This window comes from Streptomyces sp. NPDC048643, from assembly GCF_040650615.1.
Lineage (GTDB): Bacteria > Actinomycetota > Actinomycetes > Streptomycetales > Streptomycetaceae > Streptomyces.
In genome coordinates this window covers 52,486-70,051 of record NZ_JBEZHO010000027.1, presented here as the reverse complement: position 1 = coordinate 70,051, position 17,566 = coordinate 52,486, and the positions used below count along the sequence as shown (strand labels likewise).

General features: G+C 67.5%; 18 protein-coding genes and 2 pseudogenes. 9 read left to right on the top strand and 11 right to left on the bottom strand.

Features of this window, described 5'->3' with window-relative positions; translation table 11 throughout:
• Positions 1-70 precede the first annotated feature (70 nt).
• The gene (locus AB0C62_RS25100) at positions 71-505 is read left to right on the top strand and encodes a helix-turn-helix domain-containing protein (RefSeq protein ID WP_362976658.1); all 435 of its coding nucleotides are present in this window, start codon (positions 71-73) and stop codon (positions 503-505) included.
• 115 nt (positions 506-620) lie between these two features.
• On the opposite strand, the gene AB0C62_RS25095 is transcribed toward AB0C62_RS25100, so the two are convergent.
• Positions 621-1,016 carry a hypothetical protein gene (locus AB0C62_RS25095; RefSeq protein ID WP_362976656.1) on the bottom strand — a complete coding sequence of 132 codons (396 nt, stop codon included), beginning with the start codon at positions 1,014-1,016 and terminating at the stop codon, positions 621-623.
• 450 nt (positions 1,017-1,466) lie between these two features.
• Between AB0C62_RS25095 and AB0C62_RS25090 the strand changes: the two genes are divergently transcribed.
• Both AB0C62_RS25090 and AB0C62_RS25085 read left to right on the top strand, forming a co-directional pair.
• Positions 1,467-1,937, top strand: a complete 471-nt coding sequence (locus AB0C62_RS25090; protein WP_362976654.1) for a hypothetical protein — start codon at positions 1,467-1,469, stop codon at positions 1,935-1,937.
• Positions 1,938-2,034: 97 nt separating this feature from the next.
• Entirely contained in the window at positions 2,035-2,310 is a 276-nt protein-coding gene (locus AB0C62_RS25085; protein WP_362976652.1) for a hypothetical protein, read from the top strand.
• 177 nt (positions 2,311-2,487) lie between these two features.
• On the opposite strand, the gene AB0C62_RS25080 is transcribed toward AB0C62_RS25085, so the two are convergent.
• Positions 2,488-2,844, bottom strand: a complete 357-nt coding sequence (locus AB0C62_RS25080) for a hypothetical protein (protein ID WP_362976650.1) — start codon at positions 2,842-2,844, stop codon at positions 2,488-2,490.
• Positions 2,845-3,466: 622 nt separating this feature from the next.
• On the opposite strand from AB0C62_RS25080, the gene AB0C62_RS25075 reads away from it, so the two are divergent.
• A complete protein-coding gene (locus tag AB0C62_RS25075) occupies positions 3,467-4,240 on the top strand; it encodes a glycosyltransferase family 2 protein (protein WP_362976648.1) in 774 nt (257 codons plus the stop codon).
• 266 nt (positions 4,241-4,506) lie between these two features.
• Here the strand turns inward: AB0C62_RS25075 and AB0C62_RS25070 are convergent, their stop codons facing one another.
• The gene (locus tag AB0C62_RS25070; RefSeq protein WP_362976646.1) at positions 4,507-4,980 is read right to left on the bottom strand and encodes a hypothetical protein; all 474 of its coding nucleotides are present in this window, start codon (positions 4,978-4,980) and stop codon (positions 4,507-4,509) included.
• 153 nt (positions 4,981-5,133) lie between these two features.
• Between AB0C62_RS25070 and AB0C62_RS25065 the strand changes: the two genes are divergently transcribed.
• A complete protein-coding gene (locus tag AB0C62_RS25065) occupies positions 5,134-5,304 on the top strand; it encodes a hypothetical protein (protein ID WP_362976644.1) in 171 nt (56 codons plus the stop codon).
• A 100-nt stretch (positions 5,305-5,404) separates the two neighbouring features.
• Complete coding sequence (locus tag AB0C62_RS25060; protein ID WP_362976642.1) at positions 5,405-5,896, top strand: hypothetical protein; 492 nt, start codon at positions 5,405-5,407, stop codon at positions 5,894-5,896.
• Positions 5,897-5,911: 15 nt separating this feature from the next.
• On the opposite strand, the pseudogene AB0C62_RS25055 reads toward AB0C62_RS25060, so the two are convergent.
• From AB0C62_RS25055 to AB0C62_RS25045, 3 genes and pseudogenes are all read right to left on the bottom strand, one after another.
• Positions 5,912-6,558: pseudogene (locus AB0C62_RS25055) on the bottom strand (IS5 family transposase); the annotation flags it as partial.
• A gap of 65 nt (positions 6,559-6,623) precedes the next feature.
• Positions 6,624-7,574, bottom strand: coding sequence for a nitronate monooxygenase (locus AB0C62_RS25050; RefSeq protein WP_362976640.1), 951 nt, complete (start codon positions 7,572-7,574; stop codon positions 6,624-6,626).
• A gap of 5 nt (positions 7,575-7,579) precedes the next feature.
• Positions 7,580-8,194 carry a redoxin domain-containing protein gene (locus tag AB0C62_RS25045; RefSeq protein WP_362976638.1) on the bottom strand — a complete coding sequence of 205 codons (615 nt, stop codon included), beginning with the start codon at positions 8,192-8,194 and terminating at the stop codon, positions 7,580-7,582.
• A gap of 315 nt (positions 8,195-8,509) precedes the next feature.
• Here AB0C62_RS25045 and AB0C62_RS25040 point away from each other — a divergent pair, with 315 nt between their 5' ends.
• Complete coding sequence (locus AB0C62_RS25040) at positions 8,510-8,980, top strand: VOC family protein (protein ID WP_362976636.1); 471 nt, start codon at positions 8,510-8,512, stop codon at positions 8,978-8,980.
• Positions 8,981-9,653: 673 nt separating this feature from the next.
• On the opposite strand, the gene AB0C62_RS25035 is transcribed toward AB0C62_RS25040, so the two are convergent.
• Entirely contained in the window at positions 9,654-10,115 is a 462-nt protein-coding gene (locus AB0C62_RS25035) for a hypothetical protein (protein ID WP_362976634.1), read from the bottom strand.
• 293 nt (positions 10,116-10,408) lie between these two features.
• On the opposite strand from AB0C62_RS25035, the gene AB0C62_RS25030 reads away from it, so the two are divergent.
• Positions 10,409-11,053 (top strand): class I SAM-dependent methyltransferase, encoded by a 645-nt coding sequence (locus AB0C62_RS25030; RefSeq protein WP_362976632.1) that lies wholly within the window; start codon positions 10,409-10,411, stop codon positions 11,051-11,053.
• Positions 11,054-11,101: 48 nt separating this feature from the next.
• The gene (locus AB0C62_RS25025; protein WP_362976721.1) at positions 11,102-11,458 is read left to right on the top strand and encodes a hypothetical protein; all 357 of its coding nucleotides are present in this window, start codon (positions 11,102-11,104) and stop codon (positions 11,456-11,458) included.
• Positions 11,459-11,931: 473 nt separating this feature from the next.
• Here the strand turns inward: AB0C62_RS25025 and AB0C62_RS25020 are convergent, their stop codons facing one another.
• From AB0C62_RS25020 to AB0C62_RS25005, 4 genes and pseudogenes are all read right to left on the bottom strand, one after another.
• On the bottom strand, positions 11,932-12,963 hold the full coding sequence (locus tag AB0C62_RS25020; RefSeq protein WP_362976630.1) for an NlpC/P60 family protein: 1,032 nt from the start codon (positions 12,961-12,963) through the stop codon (positions 11,932-11,934).
• A gap of 658 nt (positions 12,964-13,621) precedes the next feature.
• Positions 13,622-15,172, bottom strand: coding sequence for a methyltransferase domain-containing protein (locus tag AB0C62_RS25015; RefSeq protein WP_362976628.1), 1,551 nt, complete (start codon positions 15,170-15,172; stop codon positions 13,622-13,624).
• Between the two features lie 767 nt (positions 15,173-15,939).
• A pseudogene (locus AB0C62_RS25010) lies at positions 15,940-16,228 on the bottom strand (S24 family peptidase); the annotation flags it as partial.
• 98 nt (positions 16,229-16,326) lie between these two features.
• A complete protein-coding gene (locus AB0C62_RS25005; RefSeq protein WP_362976626.1) occupies positions 16,327-17,385 on the bottom strand; it encodes a hypothetical protein in 1,059 nt (352 codons plus the stop codon).
• Positions 17,386-17,566 lie beyond the last annotated feature (181 nt).

Genomic DNA, 17,566 nt, shown 5'->3' with positions numbered 1-17,566 from the left:
GTCGGCAGGGACGATGAGGTATTCGTAGGGTGGTGGCCTCACTACGCAAGGTCAGTCTGGGCGTGAACAGATGCGCATGCTGGCTGCCGAAGGCCTTGCGCGGGGTGAGAAGAACACGGCGGTCGCGAAGGATCTTCGGGTCAGTGTGCGGTCGGTGGAGCGATGGCGCCGTTCCTGGCGTGAGGGCGGATTCCAGGCCCTGAAAGCGTCCGGGCCGGCGAAGCGTCCGAAGGTGGACGACCGTGACTTCGCGTTGCGGGAACCGCTGCTGCTCGCTGGAGCGGTGGCTCAGGGCCGGTCAGCGACGGCGAGCACCTCTGTCACGCGGCCACACCCGAGGCCGCACCACTGCGGCCGCCACAGCGACAGGCCACCGGCCTTCGACCGGGATCTACCGCCGGCGAAACGTCGTGGAATGCTGCCTCAACCAGCTGTACCCGACGGCTTCGACGTGCAAGAGGACCGGCTCAGGCCCGGAGTAGGGCTGTCATCCGGCGGTAGCTGATAAGGGATGGGCCAACCCCAATGGCCGCAGACTCACTGTTTCACCTGCGCTGATGGTACGCAGACGTACGCGGCTGGCCGCCGTTGTTCGTCGGTGGGGTCACGAAGTTGGACGCTCACTCATGCCGACCGCAGCTGAGCAAGTTCAGGTCGTTCGAGACCATGACTTGGGCGAGGCGTCCGGCGCTAGCCACGACTTCGGGCCAGGCTGCGGTCTGAAGGTACTCGGCGTCGGTGTCGTGGGAGGCCTCGACCGCGGCAGCGTTGAGCGCAACACCGAGGGCCCGCATGAGGGCTACCTCTTCGTCGGTTCTCAAGCTGACGCCGAGGTACCGCTCGGGCTCATCGGCGTCACAGAAGTCATCGAAGAGCGTATGGAAGACGTGGTCAATGTTCTCGAACTTCGAAGGGTCCAACCACACGTCCCGCTGCCACGGTGGATTGGCCAGAGCCAAGACAACAGGTACGACGTGGACACGATGACGCGCAATGACTTGGGCCTCTTCGCTCACAAGACCGAGCCTAAGCGACCACAGGAGTCCGATCCCAGCCCGCTTCTGCTGTTGTCGCCAGCTGCTGCGGCTGCCGGACAGAGTCACCCACGTACGCCCCGTCCAACCTCGTTGATGTCAGCCGTTGATGTCAGACCGACGGGTGCTCGCTGAGCAGAAGAGCGCGCACGAACTGAGTACACCGCTCGTCGCCGGCCTCCAGGACACGAAAGTTCCGACGCGCCTCCGCGAGACTCAGCCGGCCGTTCGGGCCGCCCCGAACCAGGTCGGCATCCTGGTCATCCCGCCCATCAAGGTGTTCCAACATCCGACCACGTCTGACCCGCGTCGGGGCGGTGTCCCGCGTGGCCGCTGGCTCGGTGAGCGGGATTTCCCGTGGTTCCCCGCGCTGTCTCGCACGGCACATAACTCTGTGGCCGCGGTGTGGCGTCATGCCGGATGATCGAGCCCATGGATGCTGTCGTTCAGCGGGTGCGCACGTCGTGGACGAAGAAGTCGCGCGGCGGTCCCGACGCTGCCCTGAGGAACGCTGCTCCGACAGTCTTCTTGCTGCCTCCCGGACTGCGGGCCGCCCTCCACGACATCGCTATGCGGGAGTCCGATTCCTTCGAGCCTCATATGCAAGTGCAGGATCTGTCGGCGCCCGGAACGATCCTCCGCCAGGCCGATGGGGTGCTCCGCGTGGATCCACCGGAGATGACCGTGTTCGGCATGCCACGACGCAATCGGCGCCCGCCGGCCATTCGCCTGGCTCCCACCCAGTGGCTGCAATGGCAGATCAACTACCGGTTCGTCGGCAGATGCGACGGGGCCTGGTCCTATCAGCTGGAGACGTTCAACATCCTTTTTGGCTCTGCTACGCCCGACGTGTTTCTGGGGACACCGACCCATCGAGTAGACGAGCGGCGGACTCTGCGCTGAAGTCCGCGGCACTGAGACCTGCTGTTGCGCCACGACGGCCCGAGGCGGGAGCTGAAACCGCCTGCCGGTGGCGGGACCTTCTGATCCGTAGCTCGATGTGGATCAGTTGGTGGCGTGCAAACCAGTTGCGCTGCTGTTCTTCATGGACGCTGCCGGGTGGGGCCGGTTGCTGTGCTTGCTGGACTTGCCTGCTGTACTGCCGGTACATGCGGCCGGCCGAGAGACGCTGAAGCCGCCCGCCCGGGGTATCCGCCTGAACATGCTTGCTCTGACTGCCTACCGCTCCTACCACGGCGCAACGACCGTGTGGGCCTTCGTCGTTGCCATCCTCATCGTGCTGGTGGCTGGTTGGTACATCCGACGCCGAAGGTAGCCGCGACAGCCGCACATCGACTTCCGCGGGTCCGGCGGGCCGCTTGGCCGACACGCCCATCCATGACGCCATGGCGCCCCTGACCGCGCCGGACGACGGGGCCGTGCCCTTGCATGAGGGGGAAGCTCCCAGTCGGTCTGCGCACGGCGCCCCCTTGCCTCGACAGGGAGAGCGCGATCACCACAACAGGAAAGCGGTGATCGGCCATCCTGGCAGCGCGAGGAGGAATCCCATGACGGCCAGGCTCATGCCGCGCTGGCCCCGTCGCGCCACCTGGATGCCGGCGGTGATGCTGAAAACGAGCACCAGCGGCGTGAAGACGAGCAACGAAACAAGCAGCCCCAGGACGCCGAGACCGAGAAGCAACAGCAACGACAGCAGCGAGAGGACCAGCGCGGTGATGGCGGCGCCGTTCCACGCTGTCGGCGGGTGTACCGGTTCGCCGGGCGAGCGGTAAGGGCCGGACGAAGCATGCCATTGTGGGCCCGTGTATGGGCCGGGTGGCCTGCCTGGGGTCGGATCGGGATGCGTCATCGGGTGGTGCCCTCCTGGCGCCGCGACTGAGGTCGAGCGGTGCACCGACCCGGCCAAAGATTCGCACACAGGTGCGATGTGGGCTACCTCGACCCAGGCGGGGTGGTTGCCGTAGCCCGGTTCTGTACCGTTTAGGGCCTATGGCTACTGCCAGGTTCCCTTGCGGATTCGGCGAAGGTGCAAGGCTCCGGCAGTCCAGCTTGCGACCAGCAGCGCAGCGGCGGACTCAAGCACGGGGTTGGAGGCGTACCCATCCATGACCAGTCCGGCGAGGTAGAGCGCCACATTGCAGCACCCCAGCGCAAAAAAGGCACACCGAGGCCCTGCCGAGATGGCTGTGGCCTGTGCCGGCGCGGCAGCGCCGGTGGTCGCTGAGCAGGCCCCGGAGTCCAGCACCGCGCGCAGCCGCGGGGACGCCACGCCCCTCACGTAGGTCTGGCCGGCGGCGAATTGCTGGACACGGTGCGGGTCCACGTCGTAGCCGACGACCCACCTCTGCGGCGCGTACGGCCAGGGGAAGCCCCGCCTAACCGTGACCGGCGACGACTGTCTGCATGGCAACTCCTACTCGGTTGCGGTGCTTGAATGGACCTTCGTTCCTTATCCAGCAAGGAGAAATGCCGTGCCCCTGGTGTCTGTCGTGATGCCCGTGTACAACTCGGCAGCGACGTTGAGCGCAGCGGTCCGGTCGGTGCTCACGCAGACCCACAGCGACCTGGAGCTGCTGGTCACCGACGACCAGTCCTCCGATGGCTCCATGGACCTGCTGCGCGAGTTCGCCGAGCAGGACGAGCGCGTCCGGCCGGGCTCGGCGCCCGAACAGGGCGGTGCGGGCCGGGCCCGCAACCTCGCGATCGAGCGGGCCCGCGGTGACTACATCGCCTTCCTCGACAGCGACGACATGTGGCTTCCGGAGAAGACCGAGAAGCAGCTCGCCTTCGCTGCGGAGGCTACTGCGCCCTTGACGTTCACCTCGTACTTCAAGATGGACGCCGGCTACGACGGCGAGAGCACCGACTGGGTCCCGAACGGCCGGGTGATCCGTGCGCGGGCGCACGTGGACTACCGCGCGATGCTGGTCCAGGACCACATCGGTGCTCTCACCGCCATGTACGACCGCAATGTCCTGGGCACGAGGCTGATGCCGGAGATGCGCAAGCGCCAGGACTACGCACTGTGGCTGAGCATCATGCGAGACGGTGCTGAAGCCCGGGGCCTGGCTGAGCCGCTCGCTGTGTACCGAGCGCACCAGGCCGGATCGCTGTCCTCCAACAAGCTGTCCTTGGTCAAGCACAACTGGTCGCTGTACCGCGAGCACGAGCATCTGTCGGCCCCGCGGGCGACGCGGGCGCTGGCCGGCGCCGTGTGGCAGTCGCTGCGCAACTCGCGCATCTGACCCCCGGCACGGGCCCACAGAGCCATGTACGCGACCGCTTCTGTGGGCGCCCGCCCCGTCGCGTGCCGCGTGCTCGAGGACCGAACCCGGTTGCCGGTGCCGTCGCTCGGCTACGCTGCCGAACCGTCGCCGGCACCGCTGATACTTCGGCGGGGCGTCGTCCGCGATCGCGCTGCGGACCGTGTTCCTCGCGACCCCCAGCTTCCTCGCGATCGCCCGGACCGGCATCTGGTCGGCGACTGCCGCTGGGCCGAAGCGCAGGCAGGTCATGGCCGATAGATCGACGGCGGACCTGTACGCGTGCCGAGAAGACTCATCTGCACCAGAGCGGGAGGGCCGTTGGTACGGCCCGTAGCATCGGCAACGAGGGAGACCATGAGCGTGCGCAGTTCCATTGCGGGCTCGGACAGGGCGTACGTGCGCAACACGAGTTCCAGCATCACCGCGTCGAACTCCGCTCCGAAGTTCCAGTACCGGTCCGGATCTCGTTCTGCCTCAGCCCGGACGATGCCCCACCCGCAGCCCTCGGACGTTTCCACTGGGCCGAACCCGGCCCGGTAGATTGCGTGCCCCGTCCAGCTTCTCAGCAGCTGGACGGTGTCGCCCTCGGAGACCACGTTCCATTTGCCCTCCATCGCGCGGCTGACATGACCAAGCCGAATCGCGTCCCGCTCATCGTCACTCCAAACGCACGCGGGTAGGACCGTCAAGGGTTCCGGGCGCACCATGGAAGTCTCCATGGGCGAGAATCGTAGTCGCCTGTGTTCCCAGGCACGGAGGGCGAGCTGACAGCTCCGTGCTCTTCACGTTTCTGGATTGGCCAGGACGAGCTGCCGGAGCCGGCCTGAGCGGAGCCAGGCCTCAACTGCCCATCTCTCACATACCCTTGACCCTTGAGACTCCCACCGCGGATGATCCGCAACACTCGTCTCCTCGACCTGGTCAACACCGTGGACCTCAAACTCGTCGGCGCTGCATTCGGGATGACGGCCGAGTCGACGCTGATCAATCTCGCAGACCATGTCGACGACGGACGTCTGCCCGATCGCAGAACCATCGGCTGAGGGACGGCAAAGTCTGCTGGTCACCAGACACTTCATCATTCAGACTCGGACGGGTACGAGAGGACCTCGCGGGAGACCCGCGACCGAAGGGGGATCGACGATGGCCCACCTGCAACTCGTCTGGGTCCTGTCCGGACACGGTTGGGCCGACTGCACCGTCCGTGACCACCGTGCGGAAGTCGAACTCACGGTCTCTTATGTCACTGCCGGCCCCGAAGAACTCCTGACAGCAGCAACACGTCTGGTCGTCGGCGAGACGGAATGCCGAGCACAGTTCGAGGCCGAGCCCACCGCGTTCCGTTGGATCTTCTGTCGTGAAGACACCAACGTGTGGATCCGCCTACTGGAGCTGGCCGACGGCAAAGGCCACGACAACACGGGGACCGAGATCTGGTCCACTCAGCAGACCATCGACGTCCTAGCCCGAACAGTGATCCGTTGCTTCGACGAGATCGTGAGGGAGTACGGCGAAAGCACGTACCGCGGTAAATGGGGCGAGCACTTCCCTCGCACCGAGCTCGAAGCCCTCAGGACCGCGTGGCGCGAACACCGAGGCGACTGGACAACATCCTCGACACCATCGAACCCGTGAAGTTTCGGCAGTACCGATGAGTGGCTTGATCCCGCGCTTCCACATCAGGCGGCGGTACTTGTCGAAGTCGTAGCCGCCATCGGCGAACAGCCACTTGGGCCGGTTCCTCGGACGGCCCCGGAGCCCGCCTGTACGAGGGATCGCGTCGAGCAGCGGAATCAACTGCGTGACGTCGTAGAGGTTTCCGCCCGTCAGCGAAACCGCGAGCGGTGTCCCCTGCCGGTCAACGATCACGTGATGCTCGCATCCGGGCCGTCCGCGGTCGACAGGTGAAAGGCCGACGTGATCCCCCCTTGAGCGCCCGGACGTGGGAGCCGTCGCCTGCGCAGTCGTCCATGTCCAGCGCGTCTCCAGCGCGCAGTTCAGTCAGCAGAGCACGCAGAGCACGGTGCACTGCCGACCAGACTCCGGCCTCGGTCCAGTCCCTCAGCCGACGCAAAGCCGTCACCCCAGAGCCCACCGACTCCAAGGACATCACGCCATGCGACACCCGTCCGCGGCACGTACATGACGCCCGCAAGTGCTGCTCGATCGGGAACGCCCAGCGGCCCAGGGTGGCGGCGCCGCTCGGGAGCGGGCGGCAGCAGCGGGGCTCCCCACTCCCACAGTTCGTCAGGACCAAAATCGGCACGCGGCCAGGACACCCTGCCGACCAAGATCATCGAATGCGAGGCCCGCAGCTGAAGTCATCCTGAAACGATCAGTTAGACACAGGAGACCTGCGGGCTCAGATCCGAGAGGTGAGCTCCGCGACGATGTCCGCCGCCGGCTGCGACCTCTTCGCGAGTGCGACACTCTGCCCTGCCCACATCGAGAGCGCCTCGATGTCACCCGTCGTCCCGGTCATGGGCGGCGCCGGCTCGTAACGGACGATGGGCTCGCCGGAGCTGAAATGCGCGATCACGTCGCCGGCGCCTGGCCGCTGCGCGAGCGGAGGGCGGCCCGCGGCCTGCCACGCGTCGGCGGTCGAGTTGCGCAGCGCGCGGTGGGGAGAGTCGGGCCATCCGACCGAGTACAGGTTGGCGTACCGCTGCGGGTCGGTCTCTCCCGCGGCGATCAGACGGCGCCGGTAGTCGTCGTGGATCGGCATCTCCTCGGCCAGCAGGAACCGCGTGCCAAGCCACGCGGCCTGCGCACCCAGCGCCAGCACCGCCGCGACGCCCCGCGCGTCACCGATGCCGCCGGCCGCGATCACCGGAACCGGCGCCACCGCGTCCACCACAGCCGGCACGAGAGGCAGCGTCGCGACGGTGCCCCAGACGTGCCCGCCGGACTCCCAGCCCTGCGCCACGACCACGTCCACGCCGGAGTCGACCGCCCGCCGCGCCTCCTCGGCGGTGCCGACCGTGTGCAGGACGATCCCTCCGGCGTCGTGGACCTGCTCGGTGTAGCCGCTGGGGTCGCCCAGGAAGAACGACACGATCCGCAGGCCGGCGTCAAGAGCCTGGTCAAGGCGACGGTGCCGATCCTCGGTAAGCACGAGATTGCCGCAGAACGGCCGCTCGGTCAGTGCCGCCGTCTCACGGACCACAGCTGCGACATCGTCCGACCACGACAGCGTCAGCATGCCGAGCGCGCCGGCGTTCGACACTGCCGCGGCCAGCGCGGGAACCGCAACCATGGGCGCCAGGACGATCGGCTGCTCGATCCCGAGCAAGGCGCACACCGGCGTGGGCATCGCGTTCATCCCTTGCCCGGCTGGACATACGAGTTGGGCATCGAGTCGGGGGCCCGGCGATCCCATCCGTGAAACTTCGAGAAGTCGCCGGCGTCCCAGGCTTCGTGCAGTCCCGGGCTGCTCAGATCCCAGTCCGGGCGGATCTCGCGGGTTACCGTCCGCAGGTCGTGCCACAGGTCGACGAACGACGGGCGCCCCCAGAACCAGTAGCCGTTGTAGACGCTGTGGACCACCAGCCCCGGCTTGAGCACGAGCGTGTGCGGGATCATCGGGTTGTGCTCGGGGTCGGTGTACTCCTGGATGTCCAGAGCCTGCTGGACGGTCCGCTCGGGGTCGGACAGGAAGGGCCAGTGGGCGCCGACGGAGGCACGGAACTCCTGCAATGTGTGGTGGTCGTCGGTGGCGATCGTGGCTACCTGCGTATAGGCCACCGCGATCTTCGCGTAGTTCTCGGCCAATTCGCGATGCTGCCAGTTCTCCTTCGGACAGTAGTGGCCACGCGCGAGCGTCAGGATCAACGGATCGCCGCCCTGGATCTCACTCAGCGTGCGGACGGTACCGGTGTGGTCGGGCAGCGCGAAATCGGGAAAGGTCCCGCCCGGGACGATGTCAGAACGCACGGGATGACCGCCTCTCCTGCGATGCCGCGGGTGCGACCCACCCACGGCGCAGCGCAGTGTCTGTGTGCTGTACGTCAGGACATGGCTGTGCAGGGAGGCACGAACATGCCTGCTGCTGCCGTTGATGTGTGACCGTCTGCGCTTCCGCGCACACCTCCGCGTCGCTCCAATGGCCTCAAGCGGGGAGCCATCCGTGTACAGCTGTCCGCGAATCTTCCGAGGGCGAGCTGGTGAATCACCGGCCACTTCGAAAGGCGAACCTACCGTCAGTGCACATCATCAACGGATCATGAGACCGACAAGTGGAGGCACCAGATGGCCGATCTCCCGCCACCGCCAGAGGGAATTCTGCTGGCCCACTTCATCGTCTCGGACGATGTCGAACGCTCCCGACGCTTCTACACCGAAGTGCTCGGCGGCCGACTGGCCTACTCCGGACCTGGAGGCCTGACCTACGTCGCACTGGCCAACAGTTGGATCATCATCAACGGCGGCGGAGGCCCGACGGACGACAAGCCATCGGTCACCCTGGAGGCGCCGCGCGATTCCAGCCGGGTCAGCAGTTTCCTCAATATCCGCGTCAAGGACATCTACCCCTTGTACGAGGAGTGGAGCGCCCGAGGTGCCCAGTTCCTGACGCCGCCGAAACAACACGCGTACGAGATCCGCTGCTACATCCGTGACCCTGACGGCCATTTGATCGAAGTGGGGCAGGCCACCGACCCGGAGGGAGACTGGACACCGGCTCACTGGCCCCCGAGTTCCCGCTCCGGCGACTCTGAGTGAGCTCGGAGAACGCGCATCGCGCGTCGCGCCCCGCTGTGAACCTTGACTGCGCGAGTTACCGATGGCGCCCGTCTGAGCCAGGTCGCTTGACGTCGCGGTCACGGCCTGCAGCACGTTGGTGACCTGGCGGCCTGGTACGTTCCACCCGGTTCCGCAGTGCCAGGCCGCCACATCATCGGTTCGCAACGGAGGCAAGACACGTCCCGGTGCACGAGGGTGTGTCCGTCCACGCGATGCGTCGGTGGAGAGGACAGCGCGCAGGCTTCCCCCGGCCCTCCGCGCAGTTGTTGAGGGCCCTCTCCTCTGCAGCGCACCATCCGGGGCGAGCCCTCAGCGTTTCGTCCGCTCCGTACTGGCCGGTCCAAAGGCACCCTGCTGTCGGCCCTCCAGGTGCCCACTTGTGCGCGACGTTCCGGGCGCGACGACGCAATCGGAAAGCAGTGCGCACGACCGGCATCTCCCCCTCGTCCTCGTCAGCCGTGGCCGGCCCGCACCGGGTGGCTCCGGGGCCAGCCGGTGCGGGCTGGCCCCGTCGTCGGATCCGCCGCGGTGCGGGTTGAACGGACCTCCCCGGCAGGACGACCGAGGGCGATCGAATCGCTTTCACCGTAGGAGTGGTGGGGCCGCCCTCCTGGGGTTTCACGGGGGCGGCGAGCGCCGGGCGCCTTGGCGGTCAGGTCTGACACTGGGAGGTCGCGGCGCCGGTCCAGTTGCTCCAGGCGCCTCCCGCGGGTTTGACGTGGACGCGAATCTCGACTTTGGCGTTGACGACGAAGCAGACGCGGGTGGTGCTGCCGATTTCGGTGGGGCCAGTGGTCGTACGACGAGGGACGAGGGTGCGTCCGTTGCCGATCTTGACCCAGTGGCCGCCGGAGACGACGCGGAAGAAGGCTTCGTACTCGACGTGGGCAGCGTGGGGGCTGGTGTTGGTCAGGACGACGTGGGCCTTGATGTCGCGGGTGTAGATGCGTCCCTCCTTGCCCTTTTCGGCGCTGATGCAGCCGTTGGCGGCGATGCCCTGGGTCGAGACGGATCCGCCGCAGGCGACAGCGGCGGCGTGGGCGTTGGTGGTGGCGGGAAGCAGCAGGGCGAGCGCGGTGGCGGAGGTCACGGCTGCGGTGCGCGTCAGACGCATGGAGGTCCTTCCGGTGGAGGAATGTCCCATCTTCCACCGGGATTTCGCGTATTTCTTTCTCCGCCACCCTTTCGCGTGATCTTCTTCCCCACGTAGTCCGGCGCGGGGGCGCGTGCGAGCATACGGGCAGCGTCGCAAGCCGGTTCGCGGGCCGCATCGGCCGCGGTCATCAATGTCCCGAGGCGTCCCGCGTCGAAGGATCTGACCTCCGTGACAGGTGACCTGCTCTGTTTCGTCGTTGACCTCAGTTGATCTGGTTCGTCATCCTGATCGCTGCACTACTCTGCCGAGCCATGAACCCGGAACACTGGTTGGCAGACACCCGGACCTCCTACGACACGGTCGCGGTCAGCTATGCCGACCAGCTACGCGAGGCTCTGGCCGAGGCGCCGTATCTTCGGGCGGCTCTGGCGCTGTTCGCCGACTTGGTGCACGGCGCCGGCGGTGGGCCAGTAGCAGACGTGGGCTGCGGACCTGGACATGTCAGCGCTCACCTGCACGACCTGGGTGTGGATGCCTTCGGCATCGACCTTTCATCCGTGATGATCGACGTGGCTCGACGGGACCACCCCCGCCTGCGGTTCGAGGTGGGCTCGATGACCGACCTCGACCTCGCCGATGCTTCAGTCGTCGGCCTTCTCGCATTTTGGTCGTTGATTCACGTCCCCGACGAAGCAGTCCCTACGGTGTTCGGCCACTTCCGGCGGGTACTGCGTCCCGGCGGACCACTGCTGCTCGGCTTTCACGTCGGCGACGAGTCGAGGCTGAAGACCCATGGCTACGGCGGCCACCCGATGAACGTCCACGTTCACCGCCGCCAGCCTGACCAAGTTGCGGCCTGGCTACGCGATGCCGGGTTCACCATCGAGGCCCACATGCTGATCGACCCCGACGCGAGCGTTCCAGGTTCGGTCCTCTTCGCGCGCCGTCAGTCCTGACCACTCGAACGTGGCCCAGTCCGAAACAGCAGAGCCAGACCGAACCAGCTGAGGCAGCCTCCGGCAACCACCGCCCGGGATCACACCACCTGCGCGGAGTACCTGGCGCTGTCGGTCCCGGCGCAGACGCTGCGGGGCAACCTCACCGACTGGGGCCGATACATCCGGCCGGGCACGGTCGTCGTCAGCCTGATCAAGGGCATCGAGACGGAGACAGGGCTGCGGATGTCGCAGGTGATCCACGAAGTGACAGGAACCCGAACTCCTCGGTCCCCCACGTCTCCCGCTCGCCATCCCCCACACCCCACCCCGCCAGCCGGATGCACACGCCGCCGGGCCCGGGGCGCCGACAACGACCATGCCGCAACAGGGACAGACCGCACGCCGGAATCACCGAAGGGGTGAAACGGCGTCGGGACGGCGCCGGGTGCTCACACACAAACGCCAGCCACTTCACCCCTGACAGCACATGGCGCCCTCGCTATATCGGTCAGAGGCAGCGCGTGCCCGTCGCCAGCGGCCGGTCCGTTGCTTGCGCCCCACCTCGGAGCCATCCGTCTGGAGCGGCACCGCCTGCACGACACCGACGGGGTGCGCGACACCTACCAGTCGTTCGCTGCCGTCCTCGCCCAGCTCATCTGAGAGTCGTTCGGAGACCGGGCGGCGGACAGCCGTGACGGCGTGCACGAAGTGTCTCGAGTCGATCGAGCGTGGGGCTACGGCGTGACCTGACGGCCCCCTGACGTTCCGGGGTGCCGTCGATGCGGGCGGTTCTGGGAAGGCATGCAGGAACCCGTGGCGCGGCCGGGCGTTGGATTGACCCGTCGGGCGACGTATCGAGCAGCGCAGCACACCCCAAGGAGCGGATGCCTGTGCGCTCAGCCCGCGATGCGCACGCCGAACTGGAAGGATCCGATGGTGCTCATCGACTCGTAGCGCACATAGGCGCCCGGGTACGGGGCGTGCAGCACCTGGTTGTTGCCCGCGTAGAGGCCGACATGCTCGGTGTTGTTGAAGAAGACCAGGTCACCGGGCTTGAGCGCGCTCATGCCGATCCGCGTTCCGTCGTTGACCTGCGTGTAGGTGACGCGGGATATCTGGACCCCAGCCTCCCCGTACGCCCACTGTGTAAGGCCCGAGCAGTCGTAGGAGCCGGGGCCCGTGCCGCCCCGGGCGTACGGCTTGCCGATCTGCGTGGCGGCGGCGTTCAGCGCAGCGGCGCCGAACGGGGAGGCGGCCACCTCGTTGCCGAGGTCGACCTGCTGCGCGGCTGTCCGACTGGCCCGGTGTTCGGCGTCGGCGATCTCCTGGCGTTCGGCCGCGGTCAGCGTGTTCAGCAGCTTCTGCGCCTTGCTGAGCTTGCCCTGCACCTCTTTCTTCTTCTCGCCCAACTCGGTGCGGGTATCTGCGAGGTCCTTGAGCTTCTGCGCGGCCTCGGCACGCTGCTGGGCCAGCTCGCGCTGCTTCGCCTGGACCTTCTGCAGCGACTCCACCTGCTGCGCGGAGAGTGACTCCAGCGTTGACGCCTTGTCGAGGTAGTCGTCGGGGTCCGCGGAGAGCAGCAGCTGGACGGACGGGTCAATGCCGCCGGAGCGGTACTGGGCGCTGGCCATCGCGCCGATGCCCTCGCGCAGTTCGTTGAGTTCGTCCTGCTCGCGGGCGACCTTGTCCTGTAGCAGGGCGATCTCCTTCTGAAGCTTCTCCTGCTTCTCCTTGGCCCCGTCGTACTGGTTGGTGGCCCGCTCCGCCTCTTTGTAGAGCTTGTCGACCTCGGACTTCACCTCGCTCTTCGCCGGCTTGGGGGCCGCGTTGGCGGCCTGCGAGGTGAGCGCCACGGCAGCGGCGGCGGTCGCGGTCATCACCGTGACGCGGGCGCGGCTGGGTGACTTGGGTCGGCGGTGAAGCGCCACGAAGACAGGCTCCTTCTTCCTTCAGCGCCCGCCCAACTGCCCGTGGACGGCGCCCCCTTCACCGCCACTCACTCCTTGCGAGCGATTGTCCGTGCGAAGGTTCGAGACCTCACCTTAGTGATCTTCTTGTGACCGTTTCAAAGTTTGACGAGAACAATTGAGATCATCTTCCGCATCTATTGCGCACAAATCAATCACAATCCGCCCTCTCGCGATCAGGGGTGTCTACGGCGTGGTCCTCTTCGCCGTCGCGGCCCGTTCGCAGGGGTCTACCGCGCCGTCGGAGACACCGGCTTCTCCGCTTTCACCGCCGCCCGCCTCTACGGCACCTGGCGCCTGCGGCAATGACCCACTCGCCCTTCAGTGGGAGGGGCTACAGCGGCCGAAGGAGGCCAGCAGCGCCCGCACCCCGCGCTCATCCAGGCCGAGTGCCGCGGCGGCTTGCCCGAGGTGTGCGCCCCGGCGCGCGTCGCGGGCCGGCCAGTACGCGGTCTGCGTCGCGAGGACCTCCACGCGCCGGGCGGCGACCCCTCAAGGCCCGGGCCTGTGACGTTGAACCGGCTGCCCGGCGGCGATACGCGCCGCTGACGCGGCCGGCCCCGGGCTCCTCAGTGGAGTCCGGGCCCGGCCTTGTTGGTACGGCGCGCGGTGTCGGGGGTCAGTCCCGGGACGCCACCACCCTGGTGAGGGTCAGCACACGCCCCGTGTCAGCGACGATCGGATCCTCCCGGGCCGGACCGGATGTCCACTCCGGGTCGGCGAACTCCGCGCAGGTGCGGTTCCACAGCAACCACTCCCGCCAGCCGTCCTCCAAGGCGTCCGCTGTCTCCACCGTGACCACCCCGCTCCGCTCCCAGGTCCGTCGCCACCACTGGGCGGTCCGGAACGTCCAGAAGTCCGCGTCGGCCGCCCACTGCGACAAATGCTCCGGCACCGGCTCGGCGTCGAAGTCGATCCTCGTCCCCGGCGCCGCCATCGCGATCTGCCCGCCCGGCCGCACGCACCGTGCCAGCGTCGGCAGGTAGCGGACGTCCGTCCCGAAGTAGTGATAGGCGTCCACGCTCACGACCGCGTCGAAGTAGCCGGCCGCAAAGGGGAGTTCGTGTGCCTCGACGCTGAGAGGCGTCACCGTTCCCACGCCGGTGTCGACTTCCCGTACCCGTCGCCAGTTGTCCCCGGGGGCTATCCACAAGTCGGCCGCTGTGACGTGCACGCCGAACTCGCGGGCCAGGAACACCGAGGTGAGAGCCGTTCCGCAGCCGAGATCGAGCACCCGCATCCCCGGCTCCAGCCGCATCGCGCCGGTCAGCCACTCCATGAGCCACAGCGGATGCGGTCCCATCACGTTGGCCATCACCCACGCCGGGTCGTACGCCGCGCTGCGCGGATACGGGGGCAGCGCCAACCGCTCGGCCAGCACACCGGGTTCGACCACAGGCGACGCCCACAGCGAGACCCGCCCGCCACCGTCGCCCGTCTCTTCGGGCTGCCGCGAGGCGACGACCCGTGCGAGCCCCAGCGTCTGACCCGCATCCGCCCGCAGCAGTGCGACGACCCCGGCCGCACGCTCCCCGGGATCGGTCTCCAGCACCGCCTCCTCCCAGGCGAGCCAGTGCGCCGCGCCGTCCGGGAGGAGGTCCGCACGGTCGACGTCCACCTTCCCCGAGGACTCCCAAAGCCGCCGCCACCACTGCGGGGTGTGCCAGCCGTTGTACTCCCAGTCCCACCACGGCGCGAGGTGCTCGGGCACGCGCCCGTCCAGCTCGCGCGTCACACCCGGCGTGACCACACCGATCTGCCCTCCGGGCCGCACGAACCGCAGCAGGGACTGCAGGAACCAGTGATCCGTGCCGAAATACTCGTAGGCATCGACGCACACCACCGCGTCGAAGTACCCCTCGGCGAACTTCAGGTCGTGCGCGTCGACGCGCAGCGGGACGACCGAGTCCTCGACGCCGGCCGCGCGGATCCGCTCCCAGTTCTCGGACGGGTCGATCCACAGGTCTGCGGCGGTGACGTGGACGCCGCACTCGCGGGCGAGGAAGACGGACGTCAGGGCCCGCCCGCAGCCGAGGTCGAGGACACGCATGCCCGGCCGGAGATCCATCGTGGCGGTCAGCTCCTCGACGAGCCAGAGGGGGTTGGGCCCCATCTGGTTCTCGAGAACCCAGTCGGCCGGGTAGGCCGCGGCGCGCGGTGCACTGCTCACGGCTATACGGTCCTGAAACTGTGTCAGGTCAAACGAAGAGTCGCTCATGGCGAGAAGAGGTTCCTTGTCGAGAGAGATCAAGGACCCGGAGAACTGAACGGACGAAGGGTCGCGGCGTCAGCCCCGGGCCCGGAAGGCGGGGATGGCGGAAGCACTGCGCGCGGCAGCGCCGAACCCGACGTTCATCAACCCACCTCCTCATGCCTCGAATAGCTCACAGACCGACGTCGCGGAGAGTACCAGACCGTCCGTGAGAGCCGAGATGACATGACGCGCTGGGGTTCCCCCAGTTGGGCTCGCCCGCCATTCCTGGGGGCAGATCGGGCCGGGGGTGGGCGGGACTTTGATGTTGTTCCGTCGGTGTCGATCAAGACCTGGTCGACGATGCGGCCGTCGGGCCCTTCCTGCCGAGCGGTCACGGTTGCCCACCTCCAGCTCCCGTTCTGGCGCACCCACAGCTCGGGCGGATCGGTGGGGGGCCGTGAGACCGTACCTTCGGCTTCGGTCCGTCGCCCTCCCGCCACGGCCGCGAGCCGGGCAAGGTCGTCGACCTGATGGCGGCGCTCCAGGAATCGGTGGAACAAGGAGAAAGCCACAGACGGTGAGGACGCCACCGTGCACGAGATGCCGAAGCAGAAGGCGGCCGCCAAGAAGACCGCGATGGAGAACCACGAAGGAGACCGCGGCAAAGACGACGGCAAAGAAGTCCTCGGCGCAGAAGCACCGTAGCGCCTGATCGCGGCCCGGCCGGGCCGGTTCTGGGTGCAGAGGACGCCCAGGACGCCGACGACCCTCCCGAGGGTCTGGACGTCGTCGGCGGGGATCGGCTCGTAGGCTGGGTTGCGGGGCATCAACCAGACCGTGCCGTCCTGCTCCTGCCGGTGCAGGACTTTGACCGTGGCCTCGTCGTCGCCAGCAGGGCGGCCACGATGTCACCGTGGTCGGCACTGTCTGGCGCCGGACGGTCAGGATGTCTCCGTCACAGATCTCCGCGTCGATCATGCTGTCGCCGGACACCGTCAAGGCGAACAGGTCGCCGTCGCCGACGATTTGGCGGCTTCATGTCTGCGCAGCCGTCGAGGCGGGACCACGCACACGGGCAGGCGGGCTGCCCTGAGATGCCACGACCTTCGCCGGGTCTCAGGATGAAACCGTCAACTGTCGCGGCGTGTCCACTGCGCTGCCCGGACCGTTCCCTCCTGAATGTCCTGCCGCGGCAGTTGGAGGGCGAGAGCGTCCTCCAAGGCGTGGAAGTACAGCTCGAACTCGCTGGTGAGTTCAGGGTGGTCCAGTTCGGCACGGCGTATGGCCTGGTTGAGGAAGTCGAGCTGACCGCCTCGGAAGTACGGGGCGCGGCCCCGGTCGTACCAGATCAGCTCCAGGACGCCCCAGTCGTCGTCGATACGGCGGCCGTCACGCATGTAGTCGAAGGTGTAGATGGCCTTTGCGGAGGTGGCGCTCAAGTGCACCGTCTCGGTGACACCGAGCCGGGAGAGAGCCTCAAGATCGGGCCCGAAGTCGGGGGTCTCGTGGTACATCAGGAACGCCCAGTCGCCGGCCTGCCCGTAGCAGCAGGTTTCCCAGACGATGTCCCAGTAGTCGAAGGCCCCTCCGTCCGTGCTGCGCAGATCCGCAAGACGGGTCCCGGCGGCGACCTGTGCGGGGTCGGCTCCGTGGAGCAGGGCGATCTGCTCAGCGCTGATGCTCTCGCCGCGGAAGAAGGCCAGGTGGGTGTAGGGGTCCTGCTCGCGCCAGCTGCCGGCGATCCAGGCGAGTCGCTCCAGCGGGTCGCGCCCGCACGCAGCGGAGGTCTGCGTACCGTCCATGCCGCCGTTGCGGAATCGGCTGCCCCAGGCGAGGTCGATCCGGTCCAGCAGTTCGGCCTGCCCGGAGACGAGGTTGGCCACCGGGCCGCGCCCCGGGGACCGGGCCACGATGTGCTCGGCAAGCTTGCGGACCGCGTCCTCGGCGGCGAAGTACAGCACCTGATCGAGGTCCTGAGTGACGAATACCTCCCGATAGGGACCGATGTGGCCGTGCACCGTGCCGTCGTCGTCCAGGACCAGGAAGAGACCACCGTGCGACTCGCCCACGTGCTGCTCGTACTGGTCGGGTGAGGTGCCGATGGGCGGGAGCATCGCGTCGTCGAGCACGTCAGAGCCCGCGGACACCTGGTGCCAGGCCCGCTTGAGTGTGTACGCCGATATCTGCATGGGCGTCAGTATGCGACCGGACACTGACACGGTCGGCTGATCTGCGACGACTCGGCTGGATGGCAAAGATCAGCGCCGCGGGCGGAGGCGCCGTGTGTTGGCGCTGTCCTCTGTGCCCCCGAACTTGCCCCTTTGGGGCGCAGCGGTCGCCCGACTTGATCAGTGGATGGCCGAATGGTGA

What these genes read in the sequence shown, in the direction of transcription:
- AB0C62_RS25100 (WP_362976658.1), top strand. Translation starts at nt 71, where the DNA reads ATGCGCATGCTGGCTGCCGAAGGCCTTGCGCGGGGTGAGAAGAACACG.
- AB0C62_RS25090 (WP_362976654.1), top strand. Translation starts at nt 1,467, where the DNA reads ATGGATGCTGTCGTTCAGCGGGTGCGCACGTCGTGGACGAAGAAGTCG.
- AB0C62_RS25080 (WP_362976650.1), bottom strand. Translation starts at nt 2,844, where the DNA reads ATGACGCATCCCGATCCGACCCCAGGCAGGCCACCCGGCCCATACACG.
- AB0C62_RS25070 (WP_362976646.1), bottom strand. Translation starts at nt 4,980, where the DNA reads ATGGAGACTTCCATGGTGCGCCCGGAACCCTTGACGGTCCTACCCGCG.
- AB0C62_RS25060 (WP_362976642.1), top strand. Translation starts at nt 5,405, where the DNA reads ATGGCCCACCTGCAACTCGTCTGGGTCCTGTCCGGACACGGTTGGGCC.
- AB0C62_RS25050 (WP_362976640.1), bottom strand. Translation starts at nt 7,574, where the DNA reads ATGCCCACGCCGGTGTGCGCCTTGCTCGGGATCGAGCAGCCGATCGTC.
- AB0C62_RS25040 (WP_362976636.1), top strand. Translation starts at nt 8,510, where the DNA reads ATGGCCGATCTCCCGCCACCGCCAGAGGGAATTCTGCTGGCCCACTTC.
- AB0C62_RS25035 (WP_362976634.1), bottom strand. Translation starts at nt 10,115, where the DNA reads ATGCGTCTGACGCGCACCGCAGCCGTGACCTCCGCCACCGCGCTCGCC.
- AB0C62_RS25030 (WP_362976632.1), top strand. Translation starts at nt 10,409, where the DNA reads ATGAACCCGGAACACTGGTTGGCAGACACCCGGACCTCCTACGACACG.
- AB0C62_RS25005 (WP_362976626.1), bottom strand. Translation starts at nt 17,385, where the DNA reads ATGCAGATATCGGCGTACACACTCAAGCGGGCCTGGCACCAGGTGTCC.